The sequence below is a fragment of the Pseudophaeobacter sp. C1-32P7 genome (assembly GCF_041008775.1).
In the GTDB taxonomy this organism is placed as follows: Bacteria; Pseudomonadota; Alphaproteobacteria; order Rhodobacterales; family Rhodobacteraceae; genus Phycobacter; species Phycobacter gallaeciensis_A.
Genome location: NZ_JAXGFR010000004.1, coordinates 138,676 through 160,944 on the forward strand (window position 1 = coordinate 138,676; position 22,269 = coordinate 160,944).

Genomic DNA, 22,269 nt, shown 5'->3' on the forward strand with positions numbered 1-22,269 from the left:
ATCAGCCGGTTTCCGTTTCTGACCGGCTCCGGCGTTGCAGGTCAGCGGCGGCTTGGGTGTAGCCGCCCGAAGCCCCATCGACGAAATGCACATGATCATCCCGCATGGCAGAGGGCACGATACAGGTCACCATGGCTGCGTCCTGTTCGTGCAGGCCGAAGCGAATCTGCCCGGCCTGTTGTGTTCTCTCCAACAGGTCCAGAACCCGGTTCCGCACGGCAGGGCTACAATCGACGGTCATCTTCAGCCCGTCATCGAATTTTCGGAAGTCAGAGTTGGCGCTGAGCACGGACAGATAGTGATCGGGATCAAAACTGCCGGTTGGTTTGCCACGCCCGAACAGAAACCTTGCAATGGCGGACCCTGCGGTCAGCCACAGGGCGCGCAGAGACAGCGGGATATAGCCCCGCGAAAGACGCGCTTCGATCATCAGCCCCGGGGGCGGAAACCTCAGAGCGGGGCCGCTGACCGGGACCGGGTGTCCGCTGCGGTCCAGTTGTGCCGTCAGCTCCAGCAGTTCGGAGGCAATCTGTGAAAACTGATGCGGTCCGGTGCCTGCAACGGGCAGGACAACCAGCGACATGATCAGCCCGTTGCGGGCGGGCGTATTGCTCCAGCGGCAGGACAGGCCGGTCAGGTCCGGAGGTTCCTCGGTCTCTGCCGCGCCGATGCTGTAGGCACCCGCCTTCATCTGCTGTTCGGCCCAGGCCAGACCCCCGCCCGAGAACATCGCATAATCGGCATCCTCGGACACTGCATAGCGGGCAACGGTCACGTTTAACCCCTCGGCGCGGATCCGTTCGATCGGCATCTGTGCCGCCCGCAGGGTGATGCCGAATTCATCTCTGACCCAATCCCGCAGCCGCGCCAGCGTTTCGCGCGCGGTGCCCGCGTGCTCAGGAGCGACCGCAAAGGATGCCCCGTCGCCGCCGAAACTATAGGGAAAGGCGGTATCGCTGAGTGTGTTCATCATGGCGGCAATGACCGAGGCGCCCACCATGTTGACGGTCTTGTATTCCCCGGCGGCAATCAGGTCGGTAGAGGCTACGATGTCGGTGCAGCATACCACCCAGTGCTGCGGTAGCGGGACAAAGACCTCTGGACGGGCCAGGGCCGAGAAGGCTCCATGTTTGGGGAGCTGTTCATAAAACCTGTCCTGCCGTGTCATCGCATCCTTGGCCGTTCCAATCGTTCCGAGGGATATCGGTCTCCAAAGGAATTGTAGTGATCTGGCAAACATGCAAGTTACACCAGCGTAATTTAATGCTCCTCTTGCGACGGGCATGAGCCGCGCAACAGAAGCATCGGGGGGATATGAATGCAGGCGGGATTGATTCTGCTGTGCCTGGCCTATGTGCTGAGCCAGTTTTTCCGAGCTTTTCTGGCGGTTCTCACAGGGGTACTGGGCACTGATCTTGGGGTGAAACCGGACGATCTCGCCTTTGCATCGGGGATGTGGTTCCTGGCCTTTGCGGCGATGCAGTTGCCCGTCGGCTGGGCGCTGGACCATATCGGCCCCAGACGTAGCGCAGCGGTTTTGCTGTTGCTGGGTGGTGGGGGCGGCGCGCTTGTGTTCGCCCTGGCAAGCGGGCCGTTTCACATTGCGGTCGCGATGTTCCTGATCGGGATCGGCTGTTCGCCAGTTCTGATGGCCTCCTATTTCATCTTTGCACAGACCTATCCGCCGGTGCGGTTTGCGACTCTGGCGGCGCTGATGCTTGGGGTTGGATCAGTTGGCAATCTGGTGGCCTCTTATCCCACGGCGCTGGCAGTAGAGCTGGTCGGCTGGCGCGCGACGCTGGTCGGGCTGGCCGCCGTTTCTGCCAGCGTGGCGGCGGGGATCTGGCTGACGGTCAAGGACCCGCCAAAGAGCCATACAGAGGTCAAAGGCTCGGTGCTCGACCTTTTGAAAATGCCGGTGCTCTGGACGATTTTTCCCATCATGCTGGTCAGTTATGCCCCGGTCGCTGCGATCCGGGGATTGTGGATCGGTCCCTATTTTTCCGATGTCTACGGGATGGAGACCGGTCAGATCGGGCTGATCACCCTGATCATGGGCGTGGCGATGATCCTCGGCACCTTTGTCTACGGGCCATTGGACCGGATGCTGGGCACGCGCAAATGGGTGATCTGGGGCGGTAGCATGGCGGTGGTTCTTGGCCTTGTGGCCCTGATTGTACTGAGCGGCGCGCCGGTCTGGATGCCGGTCGCGCTGATGGCGGGGATCGGCTTCTTCGGCGCCTCCTTCCCGGTGGTGATCGCCCATGGCCGGGCCTTCGTGCCTGCGCATCTGGTGGGGCGCGGAGTCACGCTCTTGAACTTTTTCGGCATCGGTGGCGTTGGACTGATGCAATTTGCCAGCGGCCGCATTCACGCAGAGATGGCACAAGGGAGCGATCCTGCTGCGCCATACATTGCCCTGTTTGGGTTTTTCGCGGCCTCCCTGCTCCTTGGCTGTGTGATCTATCTGTTCAGCCGTGATAGCCTGGATTGATGGTGATGGTGTGATGGTGGCCCTTTAAATTCTGGCGCAATCCCTATATGACACCGCAGCCGGCCACGAGGCCGGGCAAAACTGGAGAAACTAATATGGGTTATCGCGTCGTTATCGCGGGCGCCACGGGTAACGTGGGCCGCGAAATGCTGAACATTCTGGCCGAGCGCCAGTTTCCGGTGGATGAGGTTGCCGTTCTGGCAAGCCGCAAATCCCTGGGAACCGAAGTGACATTTGGCGACAAGACCCTCACTACCCAGGATCTGGACACCTTCGATTTCACCGGCTGGGACATGGCGCTGTTCGCCATCGGCTCGGACGCGACCAAGAAGTATGCGCCCAAGGCGGCGGCTGCGGGTTGCGTGGTGATCGATAACTCCTCGTTGTACCGTTACGATCCGGACATCCCGCTGATCGTGCCCGAGGTGAATCCCGAGGCGGTGCACGGCTATTCCAAGAAAAACATCATCGCCAACCCGAACTGTTCGACCGCGCAGATGGTCGTCGCGCTGAAGCCGCTGCACGACCGCGCCAAGATCAAGCGCGTGATCGTCAGCACCTATCAGTCGGTGTCCGGTTCGGGCAAAGAAGCGATTGATGAGCTGTGGGACCAGACCAAGGCCGTTTACAATCCGACTCAGGATGTGCCGCCCAAGGTCTACCCCAAGCAGATCGCCTTCAACGTCATTCCGCATATCGACGTCTTCATGGAAGACGGGTCGACCAAGGAAGAATGGAAGATGGTCGCCGAGACCAAGAAGATCGTCGATCCCGCCATCAAGGTCACCGCGACCTGTGTGCGCGTGCCGGTCTTTGTTGGCCACTCCGAAGCGCTGAACATCGAGTTCGAAGACCATCTGGATGAAGACGAAGCGCGCGACATCCTGCGCGAAGCGCCGGGCATCATGGTGATCGACAAGCGCGAAGACGGTGGCTACGTGACCCCGGTCGAATGCGTTGGCGACTATGCCACCTTCATCAGCCGGATCCGTCAGGACAGCACCATCGACAATGGTCTGAACCTGTGGTGCGTCAGTGACAACCTGCGCAAAGGCGCAGCGCTGAACGCGGTGCAGATTGCCGAACTCCTGGGCCGTGAGGTTCTGAAAAAGGGCTGAGTTGCAGCGCAACTTGCTCTAAAAACCAAATAAAACTGGGGCCATTTCGCAAGAAGTGGCCCCATTTGCATCCGGCAGCCGCCCCATTGTGGTCACAAACAAGACCATGCTGGTAAGGGCCAGAGAAAACGAGGAACGCTGCCATGTACTCCCATGATTTTGAACGTGAAACCGTGACGACCGGCGATGCAGCCATGGCCCAGACGGCCTGGTCCAGCGCCTGCGATCAAAGCCGCCTGGACACCGAGATGATGATCCAGCTGCGTATATCTCTGTGTCCGATTTTCGATGATGCGACCAGCTGGTCCGAGCTGCGCAGCGCCCTGCAGGCCAAGGGGTTCTACATGAAACGCGCCAAAGGCCACATGCATCTTTATGATGGTCACAGCCACGTGCAGATCTGCACCTGCAGCTTCCTCGGCTACCCTGTCGAAGAGCTGGAGCAGCGTTTCAAGAAAACCGCCCCGACCCGCGCAGTGCGCAAACTGCCGGTGCGCAACTAGCGCATTCTGAGCGGCGCCGAGAGAGAGCGGCCATCCGGAGGGGGTGCTTCCTGTGGTGGCTGTGGTGAGAGGCGGACCGGCCCGCAACGTATCAGCCCCCAGCCCCCGGTCCACAGCGCGTTGCCGCGTACCAGCAGCAACATCTATCCTTTTGGCTAGGTTAACGCAAAAATGGCCCGGCTGTTTGCCCCTTCGGGCAGATAGGCGCAGCCTCCGAAATACGGTAAGGTTTACTTATTCCCGCGGGGTCTTGAGATCCTGCACTGTCCCTGACGTCGCTGACAACCAGTCCCGTCCGGCCCGCCATCCTGCCCCCCCTTTGGCAGTGGTCGGACATTGCATCCCTACCTTGGGATTGGTGGTTGGCGGCGTTGACGGTGCCGGGCTGATATTTGCGCAGTTTTTTGAACAGGGTGCCGCTCTCTCTCGGCGCCCTGTTTGCCTGTCTAGCCCCTAATGTCTCGATAGCGGTTCCTGAGGTCAGGCGGGCGAGCCGTGGGCTCCCGCCCACCATTGCCGGATCGAAGATCTGTCTCTGTTGGTTGGGTCTGGCGCCGCTTGCGCGGCGCAGGGATTTGCTGAGAGGCGCCTTGAGGGGCCATTCTGCCTCTCAAGACGCCAGATCGATTATTGGGTATGTATCCGCGTCAAGGGTGAACCGCACCTGTGGTGCGGCGGCTGCGCCGCCCTTGACCCGGGGACCCTATCCGCTGTTGCGCAGGCGGCCTACGATACCGGTCGGGAAGAAATAGACGCTGAGGATGAACAGGACGCCCAGCCACAACAGCCAGCGGTCCGCATTGAGCAGGTCCGGTAGCAGAGGCAGAGCGCTGGTCAGCTCGGACGCGGCGCCCATCAGGTTTTGCAGATAGTTCTGCGCCAGCACGAAGAGCGTTGCGCCAACGACTGCGCCATACATGGTTCCCATGCCGCCGATCACTACCATCAGCAGGATATCGATCATGATCTCCATCGACAGTGAGGTGTCCGGCCCCACGTAGCGCAGCCAGACGGCATAGAGCGCTCCAGCGAGGGCAGCTGCTGCTGCCGAGAGGCAGGTGGCCGCTACCCGGTAGTAAACCACCTTGTAGCCGATTGCCTCGGCCCGGAAATCGTTTTCGCGGATTGCCTGCAGGACACGGCCAAAGGGCGAGTTCACCACCCGCAGCAGCCCGAGGAACAGCACCAGCGCGCCGATGAAAACGAAGTAATAGGCCAGGAGCTTGCCGTTCAGTTTTACCCCGAACAGCTGGCCGTCGAAGGCTTCCTTGCCGAATTTGAAGGCCGGTCCCAGCTCGCGCGGGGTCTTGAAGGTCAGCCCGTCTTCGCCGCCGGTCAGGCCCGAGAGCTGGCTGACCAGCACCGCGACAGCCGAAGCCACCGCCAGCGTAATCATGGCAAAGAAGATCGCCCGCACCCGCAGGGAGAACAGGCCGATCACCAGCGCCAGAAGCGCTGCAACGCCTGCTCCGGCGATGGCGCCGATGGCGATGGAGTCAAAGCCGCGCCCCAGATGGGTCGAGGCCAGCGCTACCCCGTAGGCGCCGATACCAAAGAACATCGTATGGGCGAAGCTGACGATACCGCCATAGCCGAGCAGCAGGTCGTAGCTGGCGACCAACACAATGAAGATGCAGATGCGTGCTGCCGTATCCACCGTGCGCACGCCGGGAAAGAGGAAGGGCGCCAGCGCCAGGCAGACAAGGATCACACCAAGAATCAGCGCCAGCGGCACGGAGCGGGGCATATCGCCCGAAAGAAGGGTACGTATCATTTTGCTTTTACCACCGGGATCATGCCCATCGGGCGCCACATCAGGATGGTGACCATCAGGGCGATGTTGGAAATCAGCGCCGCCTTGGGTTCGATGAAGGCGATGTAATTCTGCAAAAGCCCGACCAGCAGGGCGCCGATGAAACAGCCCTCGACCGAGCCAAGCCCACCGATGATCACCACGATGAAGATCAGGATCATCGCCTGATTACCCATATGGGCGGTGACGACCTCTTGGTAGAGGCCCCACATCACGCCGCCCAGACCCGCGAGCGCGGACCCGGCGATGAAGACACCGACGAAGACCAGTCGCAGCCGATAGCCGAGGGCTTGCACCATCTCGCCATTCTCAACGCCAGCGCGCACGATTAAGCCAATCTTGGTGCGCCGCAGCACCCAGCGCATCGCGAGGAACACCGCAAGGCCCACACCAACGGCGACCAGACGGTATTTCTCGATCGCGGCCCCGGCAAAGGTGATCGCGCCTTTCAGCGCCTCGGGACGCAGGATGTAGATTTCCTCGGGGCCCCAGAGCACGACGATCAGCTGTTCCACAACGATCAACCCGCCCATGGTCACCAGGATCTGCTTCAGGTGGTGGCCATAGACCGGCTCCACGATCACCTTTTCAAAGGCCCAGCCCATGATGCCAGTGGCAATCATGGCGCCCAGCACCGCCACCAGCAGCGCCGTAAGGTTCAGGAGCAGCGAGGGCGCCTCGGTCATATGCCCAAGGAGCAGCAGCACCGAAATGCCGACAAAGGCCCCGACCGAGACAAAGGCGCCATGGCCGAAATTGATCACATCCATCAGGCCAAAGACCAGCGTCAGGCCCGAAGCCATGATGAAGATCATCATCCCCATGGCCAGACCCGACACCGTCAGTGTCAGCCAGCTTGAGGGGTTCTGGATGGCGAGGAACCCGGCGATGGCGATCAGCGGCACCAGCAGGACTGGCATATGCGGTGCGATACGGTCGCGCAGTGAAACGTCGGCCATCTTGGGGGCGTGTTCAGGTGCGGCGCTCATGGCTGGCCTCCCAATAGGTTTATCTGCTGTTCAGGGCGAATTGGCGTCAGGACAGTCATCAATGTGCCTCCAGACTGAGGCCCATCAGGCGTTCCTGCAGGGCCGCATCGGTTGCCAGCTCCTGCATTTCGCCGGACCAGATCATCCGCCCGTCGTCCATCACATTGGCACTGTCTCCCAGCGCCTTGGCGACGGCAAAGTTCTGTTCCACCAGCAGCACCGAGGCGCCTTGATCTTTGAGATCCTTCAGGGCGCGTGCCATGGTCGAGATGATGGCGGGTGCCAGACCCTTGGTCGGCTCGTCGATGAGGTAAAGCTTGCGTTCCTCGACCATGGCGCGGGCAATCGACAGCATCTGTTTCTGCCCGCCCGACAGGTTTCCGGCCTCGGATTTCCAGAAGGTCTTGAGCGGCGGGAAGGCGGCAAAGATCCAGTCGAGCCGGGCCGAGTTGATCGGACCGGAGACGGCGGCCAGCACCATGTTTTCCTCGACCGTGAGATCGGCGAAGATGCCCATGTCTTCGGGCACGAAGCCGAGCCCCATGCGGGCAATCGCCGGGGTGGGCAGCTTGGTGATGTCCTCGCCATCGAACAGGATGCGGCCCTTATGGGCGCGCCAGTGGCCGATCACGGTGCGCAGGGTGGTGGTCTTGCCGACGCCGTTGCGGCCCAGAAGCATGGTCACGGCCGCGCGCGGCACCTGCAGATCCACCCCTTGCAGGATGTGGTATTGCGCGATGTTGGTATAGACGCCTTCGAGTTTCAGGATCGGATCAGACATTGGATCAGACATCGGCCAGTACTCCTTCGAGGCCCCGGCCCATATAGGCCTCCTGCACCACATCCGAGGCCATGACCTCGGCCGGGGGACCATCAGCGGCGAGGGCGCCGTTGTGCAAAACGATGATGCGGTCGGCGAGGGTGCGGATCACGTCCATCTTGTGTTCGACCAGCAGGATCGTGCGGTTCCTCTGGTCTTTCAGTTCCTCGATCAGGTCCAGCACCACCGGAGCCTCATCAACACTCATCCCTGCGGTGGGCTCATCGAACATATAGACAGCGGGATCGAGCGCGATCAGCAGGGCGACTTCCAGTTTACGCTGATTGCCGTGGGACAGCTCTGACACCACCTGTTCGCGCTGCTCCAGCAGGCGCACGCGCTGCAGTATCGCCTCGGCCTCGGCGGTCAGATCGCCGTGGCGCGAGACCATAGACCAAAGGTTGAAGCTGCGCCCCGATTTGGCTTGCACCACCAGACGCACGTTTTCCAGAACCGACAGGTTGGGAAACAGGTTGGTCAGCTGAAAGGCTCGGCCGATCCCGGCGCGGGTGCGGGCAGAGACCGACTGGCCGCTGATATCGCGGTCATGCAGAAAGACGCGCCCGGCGCTGGCGGAGATCTGGCCCGAAATCAGGTTGAAATAGGTCGTCTTGCCCGCGCCGTTGGGGCCGACAATCGCGGTCAGCTGCCCGGGATAGAAATCGCAGGTCACCGCATCGACAGCGACGTGGCCGCCAAATCGGACCGTCAGATCACGGGTACTCAGTATGGGAGAGGAAGTCATGTCAGTCTCTGGTCTGCCCGCGCCGGGGGCCTGAAACAACGGGCGCCGGGGCTGCGGAAATGGGCCATGGATGGCCAGGCCGGACAAAAGGCGGCCCGGAGCATGACACCCCGGGCCGCCGGTTCTGAAGGGATTACTGGTTGCGGATCGGGATCGGCAGCTCGTCGATGCCCAGCTCGCGCACCAGTTCCGGGACCGCCCATTCAACGCCGTCTTCGACCTTGATCTTGAAGTGATACATGGGCTGCAGAGCCTGGTGATCTTCGGCGCGGAACATCATGGTGCCCTTGGGGGTTTCCCATTCCATGCCTTCCATCGCGGTGATCAGCTCTTCGGTGTCGGTCGAACCGGCCTTCTTGATGGCCTCGACTGCGGCGATACCGGCGGTCATGCCACCTGCGGTGAAGAAATCCGGCGGCGCGCCAAAGCGGGCTTCGTGCTCTTTCACCAGCCAGTCGTTCACCGGGTTCTGCGGGATCTCATAGTAGTAGTAGGTTGCGCCTTCCATGCCGGGGAATTCCTTGTAGGCCTTCATCGCCGCCAGAATGTTGCCGCCCGTTGCCATTTCAATGCCGAACCGGCTGGGGTCCATGGCGTTGATCTTGCTCATCGGGTTGCCGCCACCGGCCCAGATCACGAACAGCTTCTTCTTGCCGTCCAGATCCTTCATCGCGTTGAAGATCCGCTCGGCGGCTGCAGTGAAGTCGGTGGTGTCGGTGGGCACGTATTCTTCGTGCGCAACGTCGCTGCCGACGCTTTCCAGCGCTTCCTTGAAGGCGGCGATGCCATCGCGGCCAAAGGCATAGTCCTGCGCCAGCGTGGCGATATGGGTGTCTTCACCGGCCAGTGCGATGGCGTTGGAGACCGCGTCCTGCGACGAGTTGCGCCCGGTGCGGAAGATATAGCGGTTCCAGTTGGCGCCAGTGATGCTGTCGGCCACGGCAGGTTCCACGATCAACAGCTTTTCGTATTCCTCGGCAACCGGCAGCATGGCCAATGCCACGCCCGAGCTGACCGGACCGATGGCCAGATCGACCTCGTCATCGCCATAGGCCTCTTCCAGGAGGGCCTTGCCGTTTTCCGGCTTCAACTGGGTGTCCTTCTCGATCACGACGATCTTTTCGCCGTTGATCTCCATGGTGCCGCCGGTGGCGTATTCCAGCCCCAGCATCAGCCCGTCATGGGATTGTTTGGCATAGGCCTCATAAGGGCCGGTTTTGCCGTAGATATGGGCGATCTTGATGTCTGCTGCTGCGGCCGAAGCCAAGGCAAGCGCCGACACCATACCCGCAAGAATAGCGCGTTTCATAGTTGTCCTCCCTGATGTCGCGCCGGTCTCTTTCGGGGTGTTCCCTTGGTCCTGGCGCGCTCTCGCTCCTGTGATTGCAGGCTACTGGCGGAAGGTAAAACCGGTCAATTGCAGGGAAATACGTAGCAGGCCCGCAGCGGGGAAACCACTGCGGGCCTGCGTATGAAAAACCTCTGCGCCGATGGGGCTGACAGGGAGGCAATCGAGGCTTAGCGCGCCTTCCAGTCGGCGGCCAGCTTGCGGGCGCTCTGGGCCAGGATCAGCACATCCAGACCCACCGCAAGGAACTGTGCGCCCATGTCGAAATAGGCCTGTGTCGCCTCTTCGGTGACGCCAAGGATGCCGGGCGCCTTGCCTGCAGCGCGGATATGTTCCAGCGCACCCGCGATCACCGCGCGCACCTCGGGATGGGCGGCATTGCCCTGGTGGCCCATGTCGGTTGACAGATCTGCCGGGCCGATAAAGACACCGTCGATGCCTTCGACCTGTAGGATGTCATCCAGCGCGGCGATCCCAGCGCGGTTTTCCACCTGCACCAGCAGGCAGATCTCCTGATCTGCGGTCTGGATGTATTCGCTGACCGATCCGAACCGGCTGGCCCGCGCCCCTGCAGCGCCGACACCGCGTGTGCCATGGGGCGGGTACTTGCAAGCGCGCACCAATTCCTCGGCCTGTTCGGCGCTTTCGACGATGGGCACCAGAACGGTCTGGGCGCCCGCATCCAACACCTGTTTGATGATCCAAGTTTCGCCAATCGGGACGCGCACCACCGGATGGCTGTCTGAGGCTTCAAGCGCCATCAGCTGGTCCCGGATCGAGCGGATGTCGTTGGGCGCGTGTTCGCCATCCACCACCAGCCAGTCAAAGCCGCAGGTGCCCATGATCTCGGCCACGGAGGGTTCGGCAAAGCTCATCCAGCAGCCGATCTGGCGTTTGCCGTCGGCGAGGGCCTGTTTGAAGCTGTTCTTGGGTGCGGGCATGGAAAACCTCTTTGGTCAAATTGGGGCGGTCAGGTAGGGGCGGTCAGGCGAATGAAATGGCGACTTGGCCAAAGGGGCCAAAATCGGCGGTGATCTCGCTGCCCGGCGGGCATTCGATGGGCCGGATGAACGACCCCGAGAGGACGATATCCCCGGCTTCGATCTGTTGTCCATATTCCGCCATGCGGCGGGCCAGCCACAGGACGGATGTGACGGGATCGTTCAGCACCCCGGCGCCTAGGCCGGTTTCCTCGACCGTGCCGTCGCGGGTGACGATGGCACCGACCCAGCGCAGGTCCTGGGCGTCGATGGCGTGGCGTGCCTCGCCCATGACAATGCCTGCATTGGCGGCATTGTCGCTGATGGTATCGGTGATGACACGGGCCTGCCCGGTGTTGGGGTCGGCGCGCAGGATGCGGGTGTCGAGGATCTCGAGCGAAGGTGCCACATAGTCGGTGGCGGCGATGACATTCTCGCGCGTGCAATCGGCACCCGCGAGCGGCGCCTTCATGACAAAGGCGATCTCTGCCTCGACCCGCGGCTGGATGAACCGCCCGGCGGGCACGGTGCTGCCGCTGTCGAAAGCCATATCATCCAGCAGTACGCCGCTGTCGGGGGTGGTGATGTTCAGCGCCTGCTGCATGGCGCGGCTGGTGAGGCCGATCTTCCAGCCGATTTTCTTACGCCCCTGCGCCAGCTTTTGCGCCACCAGCGCCTTTTGCACCGCATAGGCATCCTCCAGCGTCATGCCGGGATAGGCGAGGGACAAGAGCCCGCATTGCTGGCCGGTTTCTTCGGCTGTCAGCAGGCGCGCGGCGGCCTCATTGTGCTGATCCGGGGTCATGCTTCGTCCTCGACCGTGTTGGTGAGCGTGCCGATGCCTTCGGCCTCGACCTTGATCTCGTCACCGGGTTTCAGGAAGCGGGGCGGATCGAACCGCGCGCCGGCCCCGGTGGGGGTACCGGTCACGATGACATCGCCGGGCACCAGCGTGGTGAAGGTCGAGATATATTCGATCTGGCGGCGGATCGGGAACAGCATCCGGCTGGTACGGTCGTCCTGGCGCAGCTCTCCATTCACGTGGGTTGTGAGACGCACATCATCCAGTTGCGCGGCGGAGGTGAACGGCACCAGCCACGGCCCCATGGCGCCGGAATTGTCCCAGTTCTTGCCTTGCGTCACGTTGAATTTCGCATGGCGCACCCAGTCGCGCAGGGTGCCCTCGTTGCAAAGGGTCACGGCGGCGATGTGGTCAAAGGCATCCTCGGCCTTGATGCGGCGCCCACCCTTGCCGATGACAATCGCGATCTCGCCTTCATAGTCCAGCTGCGGTGTTTCCGGCGGACGGATCAGCGGCTGGCCTTGCCCGCTGAAAGAGCGCGGGAAGCGGATGAACAGCGACATGTTCGGCGGCGCTTCCTGGCCGTCCTTGTATTCGGCATTGCGGTCAGGGAAGTTCACCCCGACGCAAATAATTTTCTCCGGGTTGGGGACCGGGATCTGGTAGGTGAATGTGCCATTCGGGTGGGTCACCGGGTGACCTTTGGCAGCCACTGCCAGATCATGCAGCCCATCCGCTGCAATCACATCGCGCAGGGTCGGCCAATGGGGGAACCCGGGCGACAGGGCGGCCATGCCCTCGTCCGTGACAGCGCCGTAATAAGTCTCGCCATTGGCGCTATAGGTGGCAAATCGCATCAATCGGCTCCTTCTGTCAGGCTGGCGGCGATTTCGGTGATGACATCATGGGCCATCATCACGTCGCCTTCCGTGGTTTCAAACTGACCCGCCTGGAAGCGGATCACCAGATCGCCATCGACGCGGGTCTGCGTCAGGTAAATTCGCCCGTCATCGTTGATCGCATTGACCAGCGCCAGGTTCAGCGCATCCAGATCCGTGGCGCCTTCGGGGGCATAGCGGAAGGTCCAGAGCGACCACATGGGCGGGGTCACGATCTCGAAATCCGGTGTCGCGGCGAGCTTGTCATGCAGTTGCACCGACCAGTTGACGTGGTTGCGCAGGCGGTTGCGCAGCCCTTCCAACCCATAGGTGCGAATGAGGAACCAGATCTTCAGCGCCCGGAAGCGGCGGCCGAGTGGAACTGACCATTCGGAATAGTTGATGATGCCGTCCTTGCCGTGGGTCTTCAGATACTCGGGGCTGATCGCCAGCGTTTGCACCAGATCGTCGGGGTTCTTGAGGAAATGGGCCGAGCAATCGAACTGTGCGCCAAGCCATTTATGCGGGTTGAAGACGATGCTGTCGGCGCGATCAATGCCGGGCCAGTAGTGGCGATACTCGGGGCAGATCATCGCCGACCCGGCCCAGGCCGCGTCCACATGAGTGTAAAGGCCATATTTCTCGGCCACATCCATCACCTTGTCCACGGGATCGGTGGCGCCGGTGCCGGTGCCGCCGACGCAGAGGATCACCCCTGCGGGCTGCAAACCAGCTGCGATATCAGCCTCGATTGCCGCCTCCAGCGCTACGGGATCCATTCCACGCCAATCACCCTTGATCGGCACCCGCACCAGGTTCTGCTGGCCGATGCCCGCGACCCAAATCGCGCGGTCGATCGAGGTATGCACTTCGGAAGAGCAATAGACACGCAGAGGCTTCTGGCCGAACAGGCCTTCTTCGTTGCCTTTCCAGTTCAGCGCCTTTTCCCGCATGGTCAGCACCGCTGCCAGAGTGGCCGAAGAGGCGCTGTCCTGAATGACGCCTTGATACGGCTCTGGCAGATCCAGCGCCTGGCGCAGCCAATCCATCATCCGGGTTTCCATCTCGGTCGCCGCCGGTGAGGTCTGCCAGAGCATGCATTGCGGTGCGATGGCCGAGACCAGGAATTCGGCCAGCACCGAGGGTGCGGCGGCATTTGAGGTGAAATAGGCAAAGAAGCGCGGGTGCTGCCAATGGGTGATGCCGGGCATCACGATCTCTTCGAAGTCGGCAAAGATTTTTTCCATGCCGATCCCAGCCTCGGGCGGGCGGCTGGGCAGAGCGTTCAGCACTTCGCCCGGCTCGGTGCGGGCGCGCACGGGTTTCTCGCCCACGGTCAGGTGATAGTCCTGTGCCCAGTCGGCGACCTTGCGGCCCCAGTCTGAGAATTCATCCCATTTCATAAGTTAAGCTCCAATGTACGGGCCTTGGCCCGGACCGCGCCTGACCTTGGGAAGGCGCTTCTCGCCTCCTCAAGGTTCAGTCGCTGTCGTGATGTTGTTCTACGGTGCAATGATCGGCTGCGCGGTCAGGGCGCTGGGCTGTGGCTCTACCCCTTCAAAACTTGACCCTTCCTCGAACCAGCTGCGCGGCGCTGGCGCCCCCCAAAGGGTCTGGCGCTGCGGATCCGTGAGCGACCATTTGATCGGTTCAAGGTCGGGATCGCAAGTCTGGTAATCCGAGCAATAGATCTCGATCCGGTGCCCGTCCGGGTCGCGCACATAGAGGAAAAACGCATTGGAGATCCCGTGCCGTCCGGGGCCACGCTCGATATTGTCCACGTAACCGGTGGTCGCCATCAGGTCGAGTAGGTCGATGATGGCCAGCGGGTTCGGCACCCAAAAGGCGGTGTGATGCAGGCGCGGTCCCAGCCCGTTGGTAAAGGCCACGTCATGCACGCCGCCCTTGCGGTGCATCCAGGCGGCCCAGACCTTCCCGCTGTCGTCATCTTCGGTGTATTCGGTGACGCGGAATCCGATCTCGTTGTAGAAGGCAACGCTGGCATCCACATCGGCCGAGAACATGTTGAAATGGTCGATGCGGAGCGGTTTTACCCCATTATAGAGCCTGTATTTCTGGTGGATCGGCTCCAGCCGATCCATCTTGACGTAGAACTCCAGCGGGATGCCCCAAGGATCGCGGGTGCGCAGTGTGCGGCCCATATGCGGGCGCTCCACCCATTCCACAGGCAGCCCCTTGGCGGCAAAGAAATCCGCAGCCTTGTCCAGATCCGGCTCGTCAAACAGCTTGAACCCCAGAACGGCTACCGACGGCGTGTCGGCCTGCACCAGAACGATGCAGTGGTGGCCGCGTTCCTCCATCGCGCGCAGATAGATGCGGTTTTCGTCCTCATGCGTCACCTGAAGGCCCAGCGTGTCCACGTAAAAGGCGCGGCTGGCGGCCAGATCCGTCACCGCATATTCCACATGGCTGAGGCGGACGATGTTGAAGGGCGGGTATAGAACGGGGGCGGGAACGGGCATCTGTGCCTCCTTGCTGATCCGGTACTCAGACCGGGAAAATCACGTTTGTCTGGCCGGTGCCGGAGCTGGGGAAGTAGGGCGTCACCACTTCGCATTTGCCATCATAGGCATCCCATCCCAGCGCGCCATACAGCATCGCCGTGTCATGCATCGAGCCTTCGCCGCAGCAGAATTGTGCATATTCGCTCAGCATTTTCAGGAAGGTCGCGTGATCGCCGTTCTTCCACATCTCCAGCACATGCAGGTCCATCTGTCGGTTGAACTCCGAGCTGATGGTGAAGGTGCCATTGTTGGCGGCGTAGTCCTTGTTGGCCCAGATCTTGTGGGACAAGGACCCGGAGGCAACCAGCAACACCTTGCTGTTTGAGGCTTCAACGGCGGCGCGGATGGCTTCGCCGACGATACGGCTTTCGTCATGGCCATGTACCGTGGCCCAGGCCGCGACGGAGACGACCTTCATGTCGTGCTCCCGGCTCATGAAGCGCATCGGCACCAGGGTTCCGTATTCCAGTTCCAGACTGTCCAGATGATGCGCCAGCGTATAGGCGCCCCGGTCCGAGGCTTCTTTCGCGATGGCATCACCCAGCTCCGGGTTGCCGTCATAGCCGTAAGGCAGATCTTGGATGAACTGCGGGAACTCGTTCGAGGTAAAAAGCCCCTCGAAGCGTTTGTTGGCGTTGATGTGAAAGCCCGCGTTGATCACCCAATGGGTGTCGCAGATCACCACGGTATCGGCGCCAAGCGCCTTGGCCCGGCGGGCGATCTCATAGTGCCCGTCGATGGCGGGCTGGCGGGTGCCTTTGATGGGGCCCTCCTGCTCGGACATGAGCATGGTGGGCACGTGGGTCATCTTGGCGGCAAGAACGATCTCTCCCATGGGTCTCCTCCCGAAAGGTTGCGCGCGTTTCCGAAAGGGTGATCAGGCGCCGAGGCGCGCGATCTTGTGCTGGCCGGTGGCGAAACCGATGTGCTTCTGCTCCATGTAGAACTCAAAGCTCCAGTCGCCGCCGTCGCGGCCGATGCCGGAGGCCTTGACCCCGCCAAAGGGGGTGGGCAGGTGGCGCACGTTTTCGCTGTTCACCCAGATCATCCCAGCTTCAAGCCGGTCGGTAAAACGCAGCGCGCGCGTCAGATCGTTGGTCCAGACATAGCCGGTCAGCCCGTAGGGCGTGTCATTGGCGATCTCGAGCGCCTCTTCCTCGGTGTTGAAGGGGATTGAGGTCAGCACCGGGCCAAAGATCTCCTCGCGCGCGATGCGCATCTGGTTGTCGGCGCCGGTGAACAGTGTGGGGCGTACGAAATAGCCCTCGTCACCCACCGTCTCACCACCGGCGGCGACGGTAGCGCCATCTGCGCGAGCGATGTCGAAATAGGAGGTCACCTTGTCGAAATGCTCCTTGCTGATCAGCGGACCGATTTCGGTGGTGGGGTCGAGCGGATGGCCCACCTTGATGCGATTGACGCGCTCCACCAGCTTGGCCTCGAATTCGGCGCGGATGCTGTCCTGCACCAGAAGGCGCGACGAAGAGGTGCAGCGTTCGCCATTGATCGAATAGATCATGAAGATCACCGCATCCAGCGCGCGGTCCAGATCGGCGTCGTCAAAGACGATGACCGGGTTCTTGCCTCCCAGCTCCAGATGCACCCGCTTCAGCGTATCGGCACCCTGCTTGGTGATGAGGCTCCCGGTGCGGCTTTCGCCGACAAAGGCGATGGCCTTGATATCGGGATGTTCGGTCAGGCGCTTGCCCGCGTCTTCGCCATAGCCATTGACGGTGTTGAGGACACCCGGCGGCAGGCCTGCCTCTTCGGCGATTTCGACCAGCAGGCGCGCGGTCAGGGGCGAATCCTCGGCCGGTTTGTGAACCACGGTGCAGCCCGCCGCCAAGGCAGGCGCGATCTTCCATGTGGACAGCATGAAGGGCGTGTTCCACGGCGTGATCACCCCGACCGGGCCGATGGGCACGCGGGTGGTGATATTCATCAGGGTGGGAGATTTCAGGTGCTGGCCATCGCGGGCCTGCACCACCTGATCGGCGAAATAGCGAAAGTTCTCAGCCCCGCGCAGGGCGGCCTTGGACATGAACCGCAGGGCCTGGCCGGTGTCCCAGCACTCACACAGGGCGATTTCCTCGGCGCGGGCCTCGATCGCATCGGCAATGCGCAAGAGGATCTTGCGCCGCTCGGTGGCGGGCATGTCGCGCCAGGCCGGAAAGGCTGCCTTGGCTGCGGCAGCGGCTTGGTCCACGTCCGCCTCAGAGCCGCGCGCCACATCGCAGATCACGCTCTTGTCCACCGGGGAGGTCGACTGGAACACACCGCCGGATCCGGCGATATCCTGCCCGGCAATGCGGTTCTGGATGCCGGTGTCCTTGAATCGCGCCAGAAAGCCGCTGAGTTTCTCGATATTGCTGGCCAGATCGCTCATCACTGCTTTGCCTTCTTCATATGGTCGCGGATGGTGCCGCATTTGGGGGAAAGATCGGGGTCGATGTCGCGCATCTCGAACGACAGCGCGAGAGAGTGGGCCTGCATCGCGGGCTCCAGATAGTGCCGTGCAGCCTCGAAGATTTCAGCCGTGGCGCGTTTACGGGTGTCCAGATCGCGGCCGCCGCGCAGGCGGACTGCAATGTCCACATACCCGTGCTGCGGATCGCCATCGGCAATCGAGACATGGGTCGCGGCAAAGGCGCGCACCCGGATCCCGGCCAGGGGCAGCACACCGGTGTCCGCCGCCGCAAGGCGCAGCCGGTTGCACAGACCGGCAATATCCGCATAGCCTGCGACATTCGGGGAATAGTCCACCGTGATATGGGGCATTGATCCGTGCTCCTCCCTAGATCATTAACATGTGTAACAAAATCCACGCCGGTGGTCAACTGTGCGGGATATCGTCCATTCCAATTGCGTTTTGCCTGATTTTGAGGTGATAAACGCACATGACAAAAGCACTGCCATCCACCGACCGTTCGCTGCCGATTGCCTTGTTGCGGGCGCGTGAGCGGGTCATGGGCCCGATTCGAGCGCTCCTGAGCGACGTGAACCTCACTGAACAGCAGTGGCGGGTGCTGCGCGTGGTGCAGGAAAGCGGGCCTACAGACCCGACCCAGATTTCGGAAGAGGCCTGCCTGCTGCTGCCTAGCCTGACCCGCATTCTGCAAAAGCTTGAGGAAAAACAGCTGATCAGCCGCAGCCGCGACGAGAGCGACCGGCGCCGTCAGGTGATCACGATCACCGCAGCAGGAGAGCAGATCATCGATGACAATATCGGTGCCAGCATGGAACTGGCCGCCCGGACCCGGAACAAAATGGGTGAGGAGCGTTATGAGGCACTGCTCGACTTGCTGAACGATCTGGACAAGATCGACCTCTAGGGCGTCGTTAGGCCTTTGGGCCGAGGCTTAATCGGGCAGGCGCAGGAAGACCTGGACATCGGCGACATTGGTGCCTGTGCCGCCGGTCATCAGCAATGCATCTGCGGATTTGAGCGCGGCGTAGCTGTCGTTATTGGCCAGAAGCGCCTCGGGGTCCTGCCCGGCGTTCCGGATGGCCTGCCAGGTGCCGGGTCCGACAAGTCCGCCTGCTGCATCGGTCGGGCCATCGCGCCCATCGGTGCCGCCCGAGAGGAACAGCCAGTTGCCAGAGAGCTGCGCGGCGCCCAGCTGCGCCACCCACAGCGCGAGTTCTTGGTTGCGCCCGCCCAGGCCGTCACCGGCCAGCCGCACTGTGGTTTCCCCGCCAAAGATCAGCGCGACGGGCCTATCTGTTGCGGCTTTAAGCGCCGCCTCGATCACGGTTTCGGCAGCCTCTGCCACATCTCCGGTCAGATGGTCGCTGACGATCTCTGCCTGCCATCCCTCTGCCGCCTGTTTCATGGCGGCCAGACTATGCCGGTTCGATCCGATCAGGATATTCTCGGCCACTGGCAGGCTGGTGGGTGTTTCGGGGGCTGACAGATGTGCCCTCACCGCTGCGGGGCAATCCTCCCAGATGTCCGCCCGCTCCAGCACCGCGCGAGCGTCACTCCGGGTGCCGATGGGGGACACCGTCGGCCCCGAGGCGATGGCGCGCAGGTCGTCGCCGATGACATCCGACAGCAGATAGGCCGTCACCGGAGCCGGAGCCGCATGGCGGAGCAGCCCGCCGCCCTTCAGGTCTGACAGCTGCTGGCGGACCAGGTTCATCTCGTTGATCTCAAGCCCCGAGGCGAGCAGCAGACGCCCGACCTCTGCCTTGTCCGCGAGGGTCAGACCCGGTGCAGGCGCCACCATCAGGGCGGAACCGCCGCCCGACATGAGGGCAATCACCCGATCCTGTGGGGTGGTGCCTGCAAGAAAGTCGATCACCGAGCGACCCGCTGCGGCGCTGGCCTCATCCGGGACGGGATGGCTGCCCGCCAGCACGCGCGCCCCGGGCAGATCGCAGATGTTTTCCGGGTTGGTCACCACAAGCGCCGCCCGGGGCTGCGGAATATGCTCCAGCGCCTCGCGCATCATCGGGATAGCGGCCTTGCCCACGGCGAGGATCAGGGTGCGCCCGCCCTCGGGGCAGGGCGGCAGCGGATGCGTGGTAATCTGACGGCGTAGGGCGAGCGCTGGATCGGCGCGTTCCACGGCGGCAGAGAACAGTTCCAGGGCGGTGTCACGGAGGTCGGTCATGGGCATCATCCCTGTCAGATCGCGGCATCCGGGCGGCACCGGGATGTTATCGCTAAATTCGCAAAATCTTCTGCCCGATAGATGCGGGCAGCGTCAACCGCCGGGGCGCTGGCGCCGGTGCGCGCGCGGCCCGTTGGTGGTGATCTCGTGCAGCGATAACGTGTGGTCGGCGTTTCTCATCCGGTGGCGCAGCATGGTGCGGGTCAGCCGCGCCAGATCTGCCTGCAGGGCGGGATCCTCGGCGACATTTTCCATTTCCCCTGCGCCCTGGTGATCAAACAGGATGGGCGGCAGGTCGGCTGCGAACTCGACCAGGGTGAACCGCTCATCGCGCAGGATCGCGAGAGAGGCCTCCGATGGCCGGATGCCAAAGGCGCCTGCGCCGGTGGTGGCGGGGTCTGCGTAGTCCAGTTCGGAATAGGAGTAACGGCGCCAGTCCGTGGGTGCCTCACCCCGCAGCAGCGGCAACAGGGAGGTGCCGTCCATCGCATTCGGGATCTCCTGTCCGACCCAGTCCAGAATGGTGGGGGTCAGGTCGATCGACTCGGTGATCTCCGGCACCCTGCTCCCAGCGCGCGCGCCATTGCCCGGTAGGCGCACGATCAGCGGCGTCTGGTAGGCTGCGTCATAGACCGAGAACTTGCCCCAACTGTGCCGGTCTCCCAGCATCTCGCCATGATCGGCGCTAATGATGACAAGAGTGTTGTCCTCCTGGCCGCTGTCCTTCAGGAACTGCAGGACCCGTCCGATATGGGCATCCACCTCGCTTGCCAGCCCCAGGTAGATCGCGCGCAGTGTCTGTACCACGTCGTCATCGGCGCCCAGATCGGGAAAGCCCAGCACGGTCGAGGCGGGCGTCACCGCGTCGATGGCCGGGCCGAAAAACGGATGCAAGGCGCGCTCGGCCGCCGCATTGGCCAGCCGGTTGGGCAGGGGCAGCGCGGCGGGATCGTACATATCGTTATAGGGCGCAGGCGCCACCAGCGGCGGGTGCGGACGGATATAGGTCAGATGCGCGAACCAGCTTTGATCGCCATAGGCGGGCAGGGTGGCCAGGAACCGATCGGTTAGAAAGGCGGTGTCGCTGTCTTCGGCCCGGTAGGGCGCCGGATCGTTGAGGCGGGGCGCGCCGCCAGTGGGCGAAATGGGTTTGTAGAGATCCCAGTAGTCCTCGAAGGTGTAGCCCTTGTTCATCAGGTGGGAGCGCCACGGGTAGGACATTTCGAGCCGCATCTCCAACATCTCGTGGAAATCGGCCATGTGGTATTCATAGGTCTGTACCGCCGGGTCGTTCGGGTGATGCACCCGAGGATCGCGGGAGGTGTCGGTATAGCCGAACAGCATCGGCAGATAGCCTGCCTTGCGCATTTCTCCGGCCAGCGTCGGCGCATCGTGGCGCAGCGGCGTGCCATTGCGGACCGAGCGGTGGTTCATCGCGTATTGCCCGGTCAGGATCGAGGCGCGCGAAGGGCCGCAGGGGTTCACCACTGTGTAATTGCGCTCGAAGGTGACGGCGGTTTCCATGAAGGTGCGCAGGTTCGGCAGTTCCACATGCTCGGCCAGGGCGCCGGTCAGGCAATCGGCCCGCAGCTGGTCGATGAGGATGAACAGAACATTCTTCCGGGGTTGATCCGGTTGGGCCATGGCGCGTCTCTTTTCAGGCTGTCTTTTGCCAGATAATCCCGCCCTTCGGGGTTTGGAAAGCCTTTTCTGCACCACACAATAATGTGATTATTGACCGGTATTTGTGGAATTGTGTGGATTTAACTTGTGGTTTTGGCCATTTTGAGGTCTAAAACGCGCTCCATCTTGGGTATTGAGGCCGACCAGCATGCCGACAGCTCCGACTTTATCACGCCGCGAAGCCGAACTGATGGACGCCCTGCGCCATCTGGGCGGATCGGGGCGTAATGCTGAACTGGCGCGGGTGCTGGATGTGTCGGAAGAAACCGTGCGTCGCACGATCAAGACGCTGGCCAAGGCGGGGTTGATCGGACGGGTGCATGGCGGGGCGCATCTGACAGGCGCGCAGGCAGGCGCCAGTTTTTTTCGCCGCATCGGTGAAAACCCGGAGGAAAAGCTCCGCATCGCCGAGGCCGCGGCTGCGGAGATCGGTGATGGCATGACGGTGTTTCTGGATGTCGGATCCACCACTGCCTTTGTGGCGGAGGCGTTGCGGCAGAAGGTGGGGCTGACGGTGGTGACCAATTCCATCGGCGTGGCGCAGGTCCTGTCGAACCACAATGGCAACCGGGTGCATGTTCTGGGCGGCGAAATGCAGGGCGATGAACGGGGCACCTTCGGACCGGTGACAGAACAGCAGGCCGGTCGGTTCGCGTTCGATGTGGCGGTTCTGTCGGCGGATGCCCTATCGGCCAAACACGGAGTTCTGTACCAGAACGCCCCCGAGGCACGGCTGGTTCAGGTGGCCGCAGAGGGTGCTGAGCGGGTGATCGTGGTGTTGGCGCATCCCAAATTCGGCAAGACGGCCCCCCATCGCGGCCCTGCGCCGGAGGAACTGGACCTTCTCGTGACCGACCTGCCGCCGGGGAAGAAATTGACAAAGGCGCTAGCGGACTGGGGGATCAGCGCCGTCATCGCTGAGCAGGCAGATAATGAAAAAGAAGACTGAGGTACG

At 62.3% G+C, this 22,269-nt stretch carries 21 protein-coding genes; 5 read left to right on the forward strand and 16 right to left on the reverse strand.

The window, feature by feature from the left end; all coding sequences use genetic code 11:
- Nucleotide 1: 1 nt before the first annotated feature.
- Nucleotides 2–1,168, reverse strand: coding sequence for a DUF3095 domain-containing protein (locus SM763_RS07410; protein ID WP_368998128.1), 1,167 nt, complete (start codon nt 1,166–1,168; stop codon nt 2–4).
- Between the two features lie 150 nt (nt 1,169–1,318).
- Here SM763_RS07410 and SM763_RS07415 point away from each other — a divergent pair, with 150 nt between their 5' ends.
- The 3 genes from SM763_RS07415 to SM763_RS07425 all read left to right on the forward strand — a co-directional run bounded on the left by SM763_RS07415 (nt 1,319) and on the right by SM763_RS07425 (nt 4,115).
- Nucleotides 1,319–2,494 carry an MFS transporter gene (locus SM763_RS07415; RefSeq protein WP_368998129.1) on the forward strand — a complete coding sequence of 392 codons (1,176 nt, stop codon included), beginning with the start codon at nt 1,319–1,321 and terminating at the stop codon, nt 2,492–2,494.
- A 95-nt stretch (nt 2,495–2,589) separates the two neighbouring features.
- Entirely contained in the window at nt 2,590–3,612 is a 1,023-nt protein-coding gene (locus SM763_RS07420) for an aspartate-semialdehyde dehydrogenase (RefSeq protein ID WP_368998130.1), read from the forward strand.
- Nucleotides 3,613–3,755: 143 nt separating this feature from the next.
- Nucleotides 3,756–4,115: an aspartate-semialdehyde dehydrogenase gene (locus SM763_RS07425; RefSeq protein WP_065271620.1), complete on the forward strand. Its 360-nt coding sequence runs from the start codon at nt 3,756–3,758 to the stop codon at nt 4,113–4,115.
- 703 nt (nt 4,116–4,818) lie between these two features.
- Here SM763_RS07425 and SM763_RS07430 read toward each other — a convergent pair.
- From SM763_RS07430 to SM763_RS07490, 13 genes are all read right to left on the reverse strand, one after another.
- The gene (locus tag SM763_RS07430; RefSeq protein WP_065271619.1) at nt 4,819–5,889 is read right to left on the reverse strand and encodes a branched-chain amino acid ABC transporter permease; all 1,071 of its coding nucleotides are present in this window, start codon (nt 5,887–5,889) and stop codon (nt 4,819–4,821) included.
- Complete coding sequence (locus SM763_RS07435; protein ID WP_065271618.1) at nt 5,886–6,917, reverse strand: branched-chain amino acid ABC transporter permease; 1,032 nt, start codon at nt 6,915–6,917, stop codon at nt 5,886–5,888. The genes SM763_RS07430 and SM763_RS07435 overlap by 4 nt, the downstream gene beginning before the upstream one ends.
- A 58-nt stretch (nt 6,918–6,975) precedes the next feature.
- Nucleotides 6,976–7,698 carry an ABC transporter ATP-binding protein gene (locus SM763_RS07440; protein ID WP_368998231.1) on the reverse strand — a complete coding sequence of 241 codons (723 nt, stop codon included), beginning with the start codon at nt 7,696–7,698 and terminating at the stop codon, nt 6,976–6,978.
- Nucleotides 7,699–7,702: 4 nt separating this feature from the next.
- Nucleotides 7,703–8,482: an ABC transporter ATP-binding protein gene (locus SM763_RS07445; RefSeq protein ID WP_368998131.1), complete on the reverse strand. Its 780-nt coding sequence runs from the start codon at nt 8,480–8,482 to the stop codon at nt 7,703–7,705.
- A 133-nt stretch (nt 8,483–8,615) separates the two neighbouring features.
- The gene (locus SM763_RS07450; protein ID WP_274830357.1) at nt 8,616–9,791 is read right to left on the reverse strand and encodes a substrate-binding domain-containing protein; all 1,176 of its coding nucleotides are present in this window, start codon (nt 9,789–9,791) and stop codon (nt 8,616–8,618) included.
- A 209-nt stretch (nt 9,792–10,000) separates the two neighbouring features.
- Nucleotides 10,001–10,771, reverse strand: a complete 771-nt coding sequence (locus SM763_RS07455; RefSeq protein WP_368998132.1) for an HpcH/HpaI aldolase family protein — start codon at nt 10,769–10,771, stop codon at nt 10,001–10,003.
- Between the two features lie 43 nt (nt 10,772–10,814).
- Nucleotides 10,815–11,615 carry a 2-oxo-hept-4-ene-1,7-dioate hydratase gene (hpaH, locus tag SM763_RS07460; RefSeq protein ID WP_368998133.1) on the reverse strand — a complete coding sequence of 267 codons (801 nt, stop codon included), beginning with the start codon at nt 11,613–11,615 and terminating at the stop codon, nt 10,815–10,817.
- Nucleotides 11,612–12,469 carry a fumarylacetoacetate hydrolase family protein gene (locus SM763_RS07465; RefSeq protein ID WP_368998134.1) on the reverse strand — a complete coding sequence of 286 codons (858 nt, stop codon included), beginning with the start codon at nt 12,467–12,469 and terminating at the stop codon, nt 11,612–11,614. Before SM763_RS07465 ends, hpaH begins: the two co-directional genes overlap by 4 nt.
- Complete coding sequence (locus SM763_RS07470; protein ID WP_368998135.1) at nt 12,469–13,893, reverse strand: pyridoxal phosphate-dependent decarboxylase family protein; 1,425 nt, start codon at nt 13,891–13,893, stop codon at nt 12,469–12,471. The genes SM763_RS07465 and SM763_RS07470 overlap by 1 nt, the downstream gene beginning before the upstream one ends.
- A gap of 99 nt (nt 13,894–13,992) precedes the next feature.
- Entirely contained in the window at nt 13,993–14,973 is a 981-nt protein-coding gene (gene hpaD, locus SM763_RS07475) for a 3,4-dihydroxyphenylacetate 2,3-dioxygenase (protein WP_368998136.1), read from the reverse strand.
- Nucleotides 14,974–14,998: 25 nt separating this feature from the next.
- Complete coding sequence (gene hpaD / locus SM763_RS07480; RefSeq protein ID WP_274838228.1) at nt 14,999–15,850, reverse strand: 3,4-dihydroxyphenylacetate 2,3-dioxygenase; 852 nt, start codon at nt 15,848–15,850, stop codon at nt 14,999–15,001.
- A 42-nt stretch (nt 15,851–15,892) separates the two neighbouring features.
- Nucleotides 15,893–17,401 carry a 5-carboxymethyl-2-hydroxymuconate semialdehyde dehydrogenase gene (gene hpaE, locus SM763_RS07485; protein WP_368998137.1) on the reverse strand — a complete coding sequence of 503 codons (1,509 nt, stop codon included), beginning with the start codon at nt 17,399–17,401 and terminating at the stop codon, nt 15,893–15,895.
- Nucleotides 17,401–17,793, reverse strand: coding sequence for a 5-carboxymethyl-2-hydroxymuconate isomerase (locus SM763_RS07490; RefSeq protein ID WP_274835542.1), 393 nt, complete (start codon nt 17,791–17,793; stop codon nt 17,401–17,403). Before SM763_RS07490 ends, hpaE begins: the two co-directional genes overlap by 1 nt.
- A gap of 119 nt (nt 17,794–17,912) precedes the next feature.
- On the opposite strand from SM763_RS07490, the gene hpaR reads away from it, so the two are divergent.
- The gene (gene hpaR, locus SM763_RS07495; RefSeq protein ID WP_065271606.1) at nt 17,913–18,347 is read left to right on the forward strand and encodes a homoprotocatechuate degradation operon regulator HpaR; all 435 of its coding nucleotides are present in this window, start codon (nt 17,913–17,915) and stop codon (nt 18,345–18,347) included.
- Between the two features lie 27 nt (nt 18,348–18,374).
- Here hpaR and SM763_RS07500 read toward each other — a convergent pair whose 3' ends face one another.
- Together SM763_RS07500 and SM763_RS07505 are read right to left on the reverse strand one after the other, a co-directional pair.
- Nucleotides 18,375–19,631 (reverse strand): glycerate kinase type-2 family protein, encoded by a 1,257-nt coding sequence (locus tag SM763_RS07500; RefSeq protein WP_368998138.1) that lies wholly within the window; start codon nt 19,629–19,631, stop codon nt 18,375–18,377.
- A gap of 93 nt (nt 19,632–19,724) precedes the next feature.
- Nucleotides 19,725–21,275 (reverse strand): sulfatase-like hydrolase/transferase, encoded by a 1,551-nt coding sequence (locus SM763_RS07505; RefSeq protein ID WP_368998139.1) that lies wholly within the window; start codon nt 21,273–21,275, stop codon nt 19,725–19,727.
- Between the two features lie 187 nt (nt 21,276–21,462).
- On the opposite strand from SM763_RS07505, the gene SM763_RS07510 reads away from it, so the two are divergent.
- Nucleotides 21,463–22,263 carry a DeoR/GlpR family DNA-binding transcription regulator gene (locus SM763_RS07510; protein ID WP_368998140.1) on the forward strand — a complete coding sequence of 267 codons (801 nt, stop codon included), beginning with the start codon at nt 21,463–21,465 and terminating at the stop codon, nt 22,261–22,263.
- Nucleotides 22,264–22,269 lie beyond the last annotated feature (6 nt).